The 13,928-nt window shown below is 36.5% G+C and carries 6 protein-coding genes; all 6 read right to left on the bottom strand.

The window, feature by feature from the left end; translation table 11 throughout:
- Positions 1-184 precede the first annotated feature (184 nt).
- The 6 genes from LPB89_RS11475 to LPB89_RS11450 all read right to left on the bottom strand — a co-directional run bounded on the left by LPB89_RS11475 (position 185) and on the right by LPB89_RS11450 (position 13,907).
- A complete protein-coding gene (locus tag LPB89_RS11475) occupies positions 185-4,237 on the bottom strand; it encodes a two-component regulator propeller domain-containing protein (RefSeq protein WP_230701934.1) in 4,053 nt (1,350 codons plus the stop codon).
- A gap of 214 nt (positions 4,238-4,451) precedes the next feature.
- A complete protein-coding gene (locus LPB89_RS11470) occupies positions 4,452-6,923 on the bottom strand; it encodes a glycoside hydrolase N-terminal domain-containing protein (protein WP_230701933.1) in 2,472 nt (823 codons plus the stop codon).
- A gap of 47 nt (positions 6,924-6,970) precedes the next feature.
- Positions 6,971-8,950, bottom strand: coding sequence for an alpha-L-arabinofuranosidase C-terminal domain-containing protein (locus LPB89_RS11465; protein ID WP_230701932.1), 1,980 nt, complete (start codon positions 8,948-8,950; stop codon positions 6,971-6,973).
- Between the two features lie 20 nt (positions 8,951-8,970).
- The gene (locus LPB89_RS11460; protein ID WP_230701931.1) at positions 8,971-10,410 is read right to left on the bottom strand and encodes a glycoside hydrolase family 28 protein; all 1,440 of its coding nucleotides are present in this window, start codon (positions 10,408-10,410) and stop codon (positions 8,971-8,973) included.
- A gap of 99 nt (positions 10,411-10,509) precedes the next feature.
- Positions 10,510-12,039 carry a glycoside hydrolase family 28 protein gene (locus tag LPB89_RS11455; RefSeq protein ID WP_230701930.1) on the bottom strand — a complete coding sequence of 510 codons (1,530 nt, stop codon included), beginning with the start codon at positions 12,037-12,039 and terminating at the stop codon, positions 10,510-10,512.
- Positions 12,040-12,269: 230 nt separating this feature from the next.
- A complete protein-coding gene (locus tag LPB89_RS11450) occupies positions 12,270-13,907 on the bottom strand; it encodes a sodium/sugar symporter (RefSeq protein WP_230701929.1) in 1,638 nt (545 codons plus the stop codon).
- Positions 13,908-13,928 lie beyond the last annotated feature (21 nt).

The following is a 13,928-nucleotide window of genomic DNA, read 5'->3' as shown; positions in this document are numbered from 1 at the left end:
CTATTTATTTTGGATTAAAATTAATAAGTATGAAAAAATAGCCGCTTATTTTTAAACAATACGCAATTATCAATTTACACCCTGTCTTAAACTAAAACGTTTGAGTTTTATAAAAAGAAGACTTTTTTCCTGATATAAAAAATAAAAGAGAGCTCAGAAAACAAAGCAATTGGTACACTAAAATTTATTTGATAATATTCAAATCGGAGTTAAAAGAGCTCTTATATTTTTTAATATATTCTGAAGGAGTCATTCCAAAAAGTTTTACAAATTGCTGCCTGAAATATTTCGGATCTTCAAAACCTACCTGAGCACTTGCCTGCGCAATGTTGATATCTTCTGTCAGCATCAGCATTGCTGCCCGCCTGATTCGGACTGAGCGAATAAAAGCATTTAAAGTTTGCCCTGAGATGATTTTAATTTTTGTGTATAACGTTCTATGGCTCATTCCCATTTCTAAAGCAAAGTTTTTAATTGTAAAATCTCTTTTATGAATATTAGATTCTACGATATCAATACATTTTTTTAAGATTTCCTGATATTCCACCGGAACTTTAAGCGTGTTTTCCTTAAGGGTTATACTGTCCAGAAAATATTTACGCAAATTACTTCGATTCTTTAATAAAGACTCTACCCGGGCTACAAGTATATCATCGTCAAATGGTTTTATGATATAATCATCGGCTCCGTCGCTTATTCCCTGAAGATGGGTTTCAGGATTTTTTGATGCCGTCAATAGTATTACCGGAATATGAGACAATTCATTATTTTCTTTAATTTTTCTGCACAATTCAAGACCGTCCATTTCTTCCATAGTAATATCGCTTATTACTAAGTCCGGCAGGTGTTTTTTGGTCAGTTTTAAACCTTCTTCCCCATTTTCAGCACTATAAACGATATAGGTTTCAGAAAACAATTTAATCAGATACGCTCTTATTTCGGCATTATCATCAATAATTAAAACGGTGCGTTTGTCTGTCAGCATAATTTTCTGAAAATCATTTCCGGAAACGCTGTTAGAAGACGAATTGTTTTCCTCCATTTCATCCACTAAAAGTTCATCAAATAATTGGCTTCTTTGCGGTACAACATTTGTAATTTCAATGTTTTCAAAATGACTGTTTCCTTTTAGGAATATCAGTTTAAATTTACTTCCTTTTCCAATTTCGCTGGTGCAGCTTACAGTTCCTTTGTGTTTATCTACAAAATATTTCACAATATAAAGTCCAATTCCGAAACCCGTTCCAACAGCTGCTTTTGAATTTATTTGCCTGAATTTTTCGAATATGACAGCAATATCTTTTTTCTCGATTCCGTCACCGTTATCAGAAATTTCGAGTTCAACTTCATGCTCATTTTCAGCAAGTTTAAGATTGATTTCTCCTCCAATTGGCGTATACTTAAAAGCATTCGACATTAAATTGAATAAGGAAATTTCAATTTTCTCATAATCGCCTATAATTTCAATATCATAATCCGGAATGGTAAAATTGTAATTGATATTTTTCTCTTTTGCCTGATTTACAAAACACTGATATACTTCATTGCAAAGGCTATTTACATTGATAGCAGACAATCTGAGCGAATCAGCATCATTTTCGGCTTTACGAAAAAGCAGCAACTGATCCACCAGACTCAGAAGTCTTCGGGCATTTCGGTGTGCAATCGCCAAATCACTTCCGGAAGAACCATTTTGAACGCTTTCTTTTTGAACTGCTTTTTTTAGCGGATTTATAATCAGCGAAAGGGGCGTACGAAATTCGTGCGAGATATAGGTAAACATTGACGATTGTTTCTCTGCCACTTCCTTTTCTTTCTTCCTTTCCAATTCTGCAATCTTTACTTTATATTTCAGCTCTTCTTTGTTTTTATTGTACGCTATGTAAGCAAAAACAGCTCCGATGCCTGCCAATAAATATAATGTGTAAGCCCACCATGTCCTGTACCAGGGTGGTAAGACAAATATTGTAATCAGGCTTTCTTCTTTATTCCAGCCTCCTTTAAAATTGGTTGTTTTTACCTTAAAAGTATATTTTCCTTCGGGTAATCTCGAATAATTTGCTTTTCGCGACTGACCTACAAAATTCCATTGCTCGTCCCAGCCCTCTAAATAGTAAGCGTAATTTATTTTGTCGGCATTATTATAATCTAATGCGACAAATTCGAGCGATAAAGTAGTTTGATCGTAAGGCAGGCTTACTTCTTTGATTTTTCCCGAATCCCATTTTGACACTAAATCTGTTTTACTTTCTTCAATCGGTTGATTGTTGACATAAAAATCACTCAGCAATAAGTTATTTTCCTGATTAAAACTTTTAATTGCTTCCGGAAAAAAGATATTGAATCCATTTATTCCTCCAAACAGAAATTCTCCTGTTGCTAATTTTAAACCGGCATTAAAACTGAACTGATTGCTTTGAAGTCCGTCATTTACGGAGAAATTCCTAAATGTTTTTCTTTTCTTGTCAAATCTGCAAACACCATTATAAGTACTCATCCATAAGTTTCCTTCTTTGTCCTCAAGCAATCTTAAAATCGTATTTGAAGGTAAGCCATCGTCGGTAGTAAATCTTTTAAACGTTTTTGTTTTCCGGTCAAATAATAACAATCCTCCTTCTTGTGTACCCAGCCAAAGATTTTTATCCTTATCTTCATGAATACATCTTACGGGATTTCCAATTGTAATTTTATTGATTTTTTTCGTCCTTTTTTCAATAGAAAATAAGGATGTATAATTTCCTCCCCAAAGTTTTCCGTCGCTTGTTTCAGTAATGCATTGCAAATTATTGATTGAGGAGTCAAAAAGAGTAAAGCTGTTTTTGTTTCTGTCAAAAATGTAAAAAGAACCTTCGTTAGTGGCACTTGCCCAGATATTTGCCTGAGAGTCTTTGTAAACGAACCAAATATTTTTTTCAGTTTGTCTTGTAAACGGATTGTAACAGGGATATTGCGTAACTGCATTTGTTTGAGGATTAATCCGGTTTACGCCGCCGGCCCATGTAGACAGCCAAATATCGTTATTATTGTCTCTTATAATACTGGTAATGAAACTGCTCGAAAGTTTATTGGCATAATTTATATAGGTATTGTTTTTTCGATTCCAGTATTTTAAACCGGCACCATCTGTTCCTACCCATAAATTATTTTTTTCATCTTCACAAAATGACAAAATAAAGTTTTCTGCAGGATCATTTCCTTTTGCATTATATCGAATACTTTTAAAATATTTAGGCGCATTGCTCAGCATACTGATGCCACCGCGCAGAGTTCCGATCCATTTGTTTCCAGCTTTATCTTCGAATAAACTCCAGACCGAATTGCTTTTTACCAGCTGATTGTTTGTAACAGCATTGTAAGAAGTCACTTTTTTATTTGTTCCAATGACTTTATAAATACCACAGCCATCTGTAGTAATCCACATTTCCTTTTTCTTATCAATAAGAATATCGGTCACGCTGCATTTATTCGAAAAATAATTGTCTGAAAGTAAACCTGATTGTGTATTAAAGAGATAAAGTCCTTCATCAGTCCCTAACCAAAGATTTCCATCTTCTGTAATTTTCATTTTTTTTACTTCCATCGAAACCGGAAATACTGCTTCTAATTTTTTTGACTTGTACGTATAAGTACAAATTCCGACGTTACGGACATAGATCCAACAACCTGTTTTTTTTTGGTTTTCCTGAATTGCGGTTGCATCGTAATTATTGACATTTCTGTTGTCTGATAGTGTTTTTAGCGGAATATGAACTCCGACAAATGAGCCGTTTTCAAAAGCAATTAACCCCAGACTCTGAGAAGCAACCAGAACCAGTTTATTAGATACGGCACATATTTGATGTATAATATCTTTTAATACCTGCGGTTTGTTAGTAGCAAAAGTATATGCTACAGAATGAAATGCGGCGGCGGTTTTGTCATAAATGCAAACGCCATTTGCTCCTCCTAACCAGATATTTTTTTGAGAGTCGCCTTCGATATTATAAATCGTATTGAACTGTAATGACTTTTTATCATTAATCCTATTCCGGAATACTTTAAAATTATAACCATCATAGCGGTTTAATCCATCATAAGTTCCAAACCACATAAAGCCTTCCTTATCCTGATATATTGTAGTAACCGAATTGTTAGATAAACCATCGGATATATCCAGGAATTTAACCGGATCATCTTGTGAATATCCAGCAGCAGGAATGCACAGCAATAAGATAAGATATAGGCAAAAATGCTTCAAAATATTTTTTTTTATTGTAGAAAGTACAATTATAAGGTAATTTTATAAAATTTCAGAAAAATAAGGATCAAAAGATACATTTTCAATGTTCGTCATAAATACCCATATTTATCTGTCTTTAAGAAAATGTCGTACTCAAAAAACAATTAAAAACAACGATTTTTCATATCATACAGCCCATACGGCTATTCTCTGACTGCTTTCAGTTTACAATCTATTCTAATGGTGTCAGGGTGTAAGTCATTCCTTTTTGGGTGTCGAATACAGCAGTATAGCCTATAGAAGATTTCTCACTTTTGATATTAAGCTTTTTAATTATAAATGGGGATAAAGCCCGGACGGAACATTTGCCACCCCTATTCGAACGTATTTTTGCCTCGCTCATTTTTCCATAATTCCATTTTATACCTACGGTAAAATTACCCTTTGCCGAAATACCTTTTATTTCACCGTCTGTCCATGAATCGGGAAGAGCCGGAAGCAGATGAATTTCATTATTCTGGCTTTGCATTAACATTTCTATTACACCGGCGGTTCCGGCAAAATTCCCATCTATTTGAAAAGGCGGATGCGCATCAAAAAGATTCGGATAACATCCACCATGTCTGCTGTACTCCGGATCATTATCTTTTGTCAGTCTCAATTGATTTTTGAATAATCTGTAAGCATGATTGCCGTCTAAAAGTCTTGCCCACATATTAACTTTCCAGGCAAGACTCCAGCCCGTACCATCGTCTCCCCTAAGTTCTAATGTTTTCTTTGCGGCTTCAGCCAGTTCCGGTGTTTTCAGGGGTGATATTAAATTGGCAGGATGTAAAGCATATAAATGGGAAGTATGCCTGTGATGCGGGTCTTCATCTTCAAAATCTTTATACCACTCCTGAAGCTGTCCTTTGCTGCCAATTTGAAAAGGAAGTAATTTGTCTGCCGCCTGGCTTACTGTTTGTCTGAATTCTAAATCGGTATTGAGCACTTTAGAGGCTTCTATTGTATTTTCAAATAAATCTTTTATGATTCCAATATCCATCGTCGAAGCAGTGGTGACAACACCTCCTTTTTTTCCATCATAATAATATTTGTTTTCCGGTGATGTCGAAGGCATAGTTACCAGATAACCATTCTTGTCTTTTTGAAGCCAGTCTAAACTAAATTCTGCTGCTCCCTTTATGATTGGATATACTTTTTTCAGATACGCTGTATCTCCTGTGTATTGGTAATGCTCCCATAAATGTCTGCTCAGCCAATTGGCTCCCATGTACCAGTTGGCCCACATAGGGTCTCCTTTTCCAAAATCACCTACAGGATTTGTTGTTGCCCATATATCTGAATTATGATGCAATACCCAGCCATTAGCATGGTAAAAACTTTTGGCAGTTTCGGCTCCTGTTACAGAAACATTTTTAATGAATTCGTCAAGCGGAAAAAACAATTCAGATAAACTTCCTGATTCAACAGGCCAGTAATTCATCTGTAAATTAATATTTGTCGTATAGTTGCTGCTCCAGGGGGCTCGAAGTTTATTGTTCCATATGCCCTGCAAGTTGGCTGGCGTATTGTGTGTGCGAGAAGAGGAAATTAACAAATAGCGTCCGTATTGAAAAAATAAAGCTTCAAGTCCGGCATCTTTTTCTCCTTTTGCGTATTGTTCCAGTCTTGTATCTGTAGGCAGATTAGATTTATTGGTTTCTTTTTCATTGAGTTTTAATGAAACTCTGTTAAAGAACTGCTGAAAATCTGCAATATGCTCTTTTAATAAACGATCGTACTTTTGGGAAGCTGCTTTTTTAAGAGGCCTTTCAGCGAATTGATGTTCGTCTTTTCCCTGACTGTCCGGACATTTATCAAATCCGTTAAAACTGGTTGCAGCTGAAACGAAAAGTAAAATTTCAGATGCTTTTTTAATAATTATTTTATCTCCGTCATAACTTATCTCACCGTCTTTGATAACGGGTTTAATAATTAATTCAAAACGCATTCCCCTACAGCCTGTTACATCATCGTACACAATCGGTTCTTTATTGTAATCTATATAATTAGGATCGGCATGTGAAGGTGCTTTTCCTTTTAAAACCAGTGATTGATTTTGTATTGATTTTTCATTTCTTAAAAGACTTGCGGCGTCAATTACCACAGAAAGTTTTTTTATCTCATCTGCCGAAAGTTTAATGACAATACACTGTGCAGGTGCCGAAGCAAATATTTCCCTTTGGTACTTCACACCGTCAATAGTAAAAGTGGTCACCGCCAATCCGGTTTGTATATCCAGGCTTCTTTGGTACAGACCGGGTTTCTTTCCATCAAAATCCTGTGTCAGGATAAGATCTCCCAACGGCATAAAACTTTCGCTGTAGGCGCCCTGCATATTCTTGGTCAAATCATACGCTTTTTCGAAATTTTCATTCGTTAGCGCTTCCCTAATCAGAGCAAGATTTTTAAAAGCATCCGGATTTACATTATTCTGCACCGGTCCGCCGCTCCACAAAGTCGCTTCATTCAATTGAATTAATTCAGCATCGACTCTTCCAAAAACCATTGCGCCGAGTGTACCGTTTCCTATTGGTAAAGCTTCTGTCCATTCAACCGCAGGCTGGTTGTATTGCAATTTTAAATCCTGCTGCGCATAGGAAGAAAATCCTGCCGTTATCGACAGAAGAAAAAAACTTTTTTTGATAGAATTGTATAGCATCTACTTTTAATTTAAGATTGAAATAATATTCTAAGCCTATTACATAATTAAATCATTTTGAGTCTTAAAACAGTCACCGAATAAGCCGGAAGATTTAATTGCTGGTTTCCTTTTGTTATTTTGTACTCAGCTTGTTTCGGAGTGATTTTTTTTGGTTCCGCAAAAGTATTTTCATCTTGTGTATTTGGACTTGCAAGTCTCGTAATTGTTCCTTTTGATCCTAATTTTACTCCTTTAAAATCAAGACTAACATCCTGCGCTGATGCGGCTGTATTTACCAATTTCACAATTATTTCTTTGCTGTTTATATCTTTTACTGCCGATGCATATAAATCGTTTTGTCCCGTTAAAGCTTTCCCGTCTTTGGTAATGCTTAACAAATCTGTTCCTTTATTGGTTGAAAATAATTGCTGCACATAATAATTGGCGGAACCATAGGATTCTAAATTGTTGAACCAAATCATGTCGGGAGTCCATTGCCAGGCATCTTCATGAGCCATCAGAGGTGCGTAAGAAGTTAAATGCACTACTTCTGCATTTCGTTCCAGCCCGGTCATAAAAGCGGCTTCAGAGAACGCGCATTCCCAATTGTTTCTGTTGTTCGGATTGGCTCCTGACACACTTTGTGCCGCATATTCCCCTGCAAATATTTTTGGGCCTTTTCTGTCGTAGTTATCATAACGACCCGCGTTTTCCCTAAACCATTTTGGACTTTGATAATAATGTTCATCGACAAGTTCCGCATTTAGTTTTTTAAGTTCCTGCATCGCAAAATCAAAATGCTCGCCATCCGGAGAAGGTCCGCTTCCTGAAACAATAATGATATCCGGATATTTTGCTTTTATTGCTTTCTCAAAAACTTTATATCTGTCAATGTAATCCGGTCCCCATTGTTCGTTTCCAACGCCTATATATTTTAGATTAAAGGGTTTCGGGTGTCCCATATCTGATCGGATTTTTCCCCAGCTTGTAGTGACAGCACCATTTGCAAATTCAATCAGATCTAAAGCATCCTGCACATACGGATCAAGTTCGTTTAATGGAGTCAGTTCTCCTGTATTGTACTGACAAGCCATTCCGCAGCTCAGAATCGGAAGCGGTTCTGCCCCAATATCTTCTGAAAGCTGGAAATATTCAAAAAAGCCTAATCCAAAACTTTGAAAATAATCGGGCGTTAGTTTGTGATTGAATTCTACATTCCAACGGTTCATCATGGTTTTTCTTTCCTCTACATTGCCAATTGATTTTTTCCATTGATAACGGTCTGATAAGGTTCTTCCTTCAACAATACAGCCACCGGGAAAACGCAAAAAACCAGGTTTCATATCGTATAAAAGCTGCACCAGATCCTTACGAAGTCCGTTTTTTCTGTTCTTCCAGGTATCTTCAGGAAAAAGTGAAATCATATCTAAATCGATAGTTCCTGTTCCTTCAAAAGTTATTCTGAGCTTTGCTTTTGCTTCGGTTTGGGTCGCTGTAATTTGTGCCGTATAATTACTCCATTGCTCTGATTTTGGAACAATGCTGGTTTCTCCAATCACTTTTTGATCTTTATCAATAAGCTGAATTATAATCTTTTTAATAGCTGAATTATGATTGGCTGCTTTTAAAGAAAGATTGTATTTTGCATCCCTTTTCACGCCCATTCCCCTGAAACCTTCATTTACTAAAACAAAACCTTTATCATTATTGATTTCGACCCTGCAAAAATTAGTATTATTTGCCGATAAATTGATTGGTGTTGCACTACCTGATTCTTTGTTTAAAGAAGATCTTTTTGTATTGGGCTGATCCCATCCCATTAAAGGTTTATCAAATTCAAAAGACCTGTTTTTAATCATTTCGGCATATAATCCGCCATCTGCCGCAAAATTGATGTCTTCAAAAAACAAACCGAACATGGTAGGCTGGATTTTGGTAATAGTCTTTGTGGCATCAACTTCTAAGGTTGTTTTTTGAGCATTCACACAAAAACTGCTTAACAGCAGACTGCAAATAGTAAATTTGGTAAGGATATTATTTTTCATATTTTTTGAAATGGAACTGATTATTTTTTTACTGCCTCTAATTTAGCAGGAAAAGCTGATTGTCCGTCTAAATTTGTTACAATTAATTCATCTACATTTTTACTTTCGACTGCGTATTTAAAATATTCGGGTTTGTTTTTCCCCCATTGTACGGTACAATTCTGCACTTTAATACGTTCTGCAGAATCAAAATAAAACCCCGAAGTACTTCCTTTTACAAAACCTTCGACATTAGAAGGTCGTCTGTCATAGACTCCGCCCGGAAAAGAGGTGATTTTATCAATGAAAACACTCACATTATCAAAAACAATATTACTAATTTTATCTTTTGATTCTCCGCTAACAAACACGCCATTTTCTCCTGTACACTGAATATTGGAAAAATAGATGTTTTTTATTTCGCCCACTTTTCCTTCTGTTGCTCCTTTTGGAAAACGCCAGTTGGCATCTTTATGATTCCCTTTCGCTCTGCTGAAAGCCGTTACATAAATTGGTTCTGCCTTTCCCCACCAGGTATCTGTCGTCAATTTACTTTCAATAATGATATTGGAAAAAATAACATCACTCACTGTTCCTTCATCTCTATTTTGAATTCCCAAAGCCCGATTGCTGTTTTTAATGATACAATTATTGAAAACTACTTGTCTGATTGCGTCCATATTTTCTGAACCTATTTTAATCGCACAGCTGCTGCTGGTCATCGTACAGTTGGTCACCGTAATGTTTTCGCAGGCGCCAAATTCTTCAAACTCTCTTCTGTTTTTTAAACAGATACAATCATCACCGCTTTCGATATAACAATCGCTGATTCTCACATTTTTGGAATGATCCAGGTCGATTCCGTCACTGTTACGGACTTTTAGACTGTTTAACAAAGTAATACCGCTAATAACAACATCATTACAGCCAACCAAATGAATGGTCCAATAGGCCGAATTTCCGATATGGACATCTTTGATTCTTATATTTTTTCCTCCAATAATAGTCAGTACGTGTGGTCGTGGATCGAGCACGTTAAAAGGCTTTAAAACATAGGAATCTTCCAGTTCTTCCCCCATAAAAGAAATTCCGTTTCCATCTATTTTTCCGCTTCCGCTAATGGTAAAATCCTCTACATTTTCTCCACCAATCCAAATTGTCCCTTCTCCCGGATTGGTTCTAAAGGCACTTTTTGTGTATAATTTCTCCTCCGGACTTGCCAATAATTTTGCTCCGGCTTCGATATGAAGATCCACTTTGGATTTTACCTCAATTGGTCCGGCCAGAAATGTAAACGGTGCCGGAATTAAAACTCTTCCGCCCGTTTTACTGCAGGCATCAATTGCTTTTTGAATAGCCGCCGCATCATTGGTTTTGCCATCTCCTTTTGCTCCGTATTTTTTTACGTCGTAAATGTTTTGTGCTGCAACGGTAAACGAGAGACAAAAAATCAGGATTGCGATTATAGATTTCTTTTTCATTCTTTATTTTTTATTTTTTAATCCCGCCAAAAGGTTGATTAAGATGAATCTCTATGTTTCCTGCGGTTGAAACCGCAGGCTATGTTATATTATGAAAATTTATTTTACGGGTAACTCAAATTTATTCTGTTCCGGTTCTGTTTTTCTTTTTAAGGATTCACTATCCAGATTGCTGGATGGAACATCTTTAAAAACAATCTGATTGATTTTATCCGAAGGCATATCAATCGCTTTCATCGTGAGATTTTTTACATTATCAAAAACAAAGGCGGGACGAAAATCTTCTTTCTCTAAAATCAGTTTTATATTCTTCATTTCGATTCCGTTGACGTGACGCACATAAAATCCCCAGGAAGGCAATTCCCCAAACATGGAAAATTCAGGATAACCGTTTATGTTCTCTTTTACATCTTTTAATCGGCTCAAAGGATGATAAGCCATTCCTTTTGAAGCTCTTCCCGGATAGGTAATTTCAATATTCTCTAAAGTCACATTTTCTATCAAATGTCCCGGAATTCCTGCAATTGAAGCCGGAAACGGATTATGGAAATAGTCCACTTCCGGTCCGCGCATATCATAATCGATATCCGGACGGCCAAAAGGAACCTGCACTTTTACATTTTTAATCGATACATTTTTGATATAACCCGGCTTGTCTCCATTTCTATGTCCCAAACGAATCAGTATTGCATTTCCTGTATTTACGGCTGTGATATTTGAAACTTTAATATTCTCAATCTCGGCTCCGTCTACAGATTCGATCGCGATTGCTGATCTGAAAGTATCATAGACCTCAATGTTCTCGATCGTTACGTTTTTGAAACTGCCATAAGAACCTGTACCAAATTTAACGGCATTGGCACTCGATCTGATCCTGCAGTGTGCAATGTAAATATTATTGTTCTGCAATCCGGGCGTCTCCGATTTTAGGCAAATTCCGTCATCTGCGGCATTTACGTTGCAGTTGGTAATTCGAACATTCTCACATCCGTCAACGTCAATTCCGTCATTGTTCCAATAAGCAGTACTATTGACTTTCATTGCATCAATTACAATGTTTTTACAATTTGTAAAACACTGTACCCAGCCCGGACTGTTTTTTAAGGTGATATTGATCATGGTGACCGAATCGCATTTTACAAACGAAATCAGTTTTCCTCTTCCGTCTTCCGGACGCATTCTTCTGTAATTGTATTTGGGATCAATTCGAACTCCGGTATGATGCAGACTGTCAATTGCCAATGCCAGTTCTCTTCCTTGTCCATCTATGCTTCCTTTTCCGTTTACTGCAATATTTTTTGCTTCATTGGCTATAATCAAAGCTCTTATTCCTTCATACTTCGGATAATCATCCGGATTGGTACTTCCTAACAAAATGGCTCCTTCTTCAAAAAACAATTCCACTCCGCTTTTTAAGACTATACTTCCTGATAAAAATTCACCTTTAGAAAACACAACTTTTCCGCCTTTATTTTTGTTAGCGGCATCAATGGCTTTCTGGATTGCTTTTGTGTTTAAGGTTTTGCCGTCTCCTATGGCACCGTATTTTTTAATATCAAATACCTTTTGTGCAGAAACGGTTAAGGAAATACAGAAAATTAGGATTGCGATTATAGATTTCTTTTTCATTTCTTTTTATTTATTAAAAACCTTGTTTAAGACAGTCTACGCAAAGTTTTTGGTTTATTTTTTAATGTCGCAAAGTTTTTTTGTTTCACGCAGATGCTGCAGATTTAATTAGATTCTTAAAAAAATCTGCAGCATCTGTGTGAATCTTCTTAAATCTGCGTGAAGCAAAAAATTTCCAATCTGTGGCAAAAAACTTTGCGCCTTTGTCTTTGCGATCAATTTCCCTTAGCTTACCAAAAAACGGTATATAAAGCCACTAATATTCCGCAGATAATAAAAGACCCTACAATAAACTCTGATGACACTTTAAACATCGAATTATCGACTTCTATTTTATGTATTTCAGCTTCTTCTTGAGATGCTGGATTTGCCAGGCTAATCGCAACCATTATAAACACAATTAAAAAGAATACAATAGTCATTCGGTCTAAGAAAGGATAATCAGGAAATGCACCATCTGTCCACATTGGCAGGAATTTCAATATAGCAGCAAGCGGCACTGTTAACAATGCTCCCGCAAGTCCGGCTGATGGTGTTGTTTTTTTCCAGAACATTCCCAATAAAAAAACTGCTAAAACACCCGGAGAAAAGAATCCAACGTATTCCTGTATAAATTGATACGCCTGATCTAATGATTTCAATGCCGGCGCTACGATAGCGGCAATAATCATACAGACCACGACACACCATCTTCCGGTACGTACCAGCTTTTTTTCTGTAGCCTGAGAATTAAAATATTTTTTATAAATATCTAAAGAAAAAATAGTCGAAATACTATTTGCTTTTCCGGCCAAAGAAGCTACGATTGCCGCTGTAAGAGCTGCCAAAGCGACGCCTTTTAATCCGGCAGGAAGCAAATTCATTAAAGTCGGATACGCATGATCTGGCTTTAAAACTCCTGCTGCATCTGCCATTTCCTGTTGAAACATTCCGTTTGAATGCATTACAAACATTGCAATACCCGGTAAAACAGCAATAATTGGCACTAATAATTTAAGAAAAGCGGCAAATAAAATTCCTTTACGGGCCGTTTTTAAATCGGCTCCCAAAGCTCTCTGAACGATATATTGATTGCATCCCCAATACGCCAGATTGTTGATTAACATACCGCCAACCAAAACAGACATTCCCGGTAATTCATTATAATGCGGATTTGTCTTGTCTAATATCATGTGTAAATGTCCTGGTGCTTCATCAGCAATAATGGCAAGTCCCTTTAAAATATCTTTTCCAAAACCAAATTGATCTGAAAGTAAAGTCAATGCCAGATAAGTGGTTACTAATCCTCCCAGAATTAATACAATAACCTGAAACATATCGGTGTATCCGATCACTTTCATTCCTCCTAAAGTAACAATCACAGAGAATAGACTCAGCGCAATAACGCAAAACTGAAAGCTGACCGGCGCAATAGATGAAATAGCCAAAGCGCCTAAGTAAATTATAGAAGTAAGATTTACAAATACATAAATTAACAGCCAGATAATAGCCATAATAGTACTTACTGTTCCGCTGTATCTTTTGGCCAGAAACTGCGGCATGGTAAATATTTTATTTTTAAGATAAATCGGCAGGATAAACATGGCCACGATAATTAATGTGGCAGCAGACATCCATTCGTAAGAAGCAATGGCCAATCCGATGGCGAAACCTGAACCGCTCATGCCGATAAAATGTTCTGCTGAAATATTGGAAGCAATCAATGAGGCTCCAATGGCCCACCAGGTAAGTGATCCTTCGGCTAAAAAATATTCGTTGGAGCTTGTCGCTGCAGTTTTCTTGCTTCTGTAAATGTACATTCCATAAGCGGTGACTATGACAAAGTAAATAAAGAAAACAATATAATCTGCGGTTTGTAATACATTCATGATTCGTGGTTATTGTGTGGT

The organism is Flavobacterium sp. ENC (assembly GCF_020991415.1).
Lineage (GTDB): Bacteria > Bacteroidota > Bacteroidia > Flavobacteriales > Flavobacteriaceae > Flavobacterium.
The sequence above is the reverse complement of the archived record's forward strand: the minus strand, read 5'-3'. Positions and strand labels throughout refer to the sequence as shown.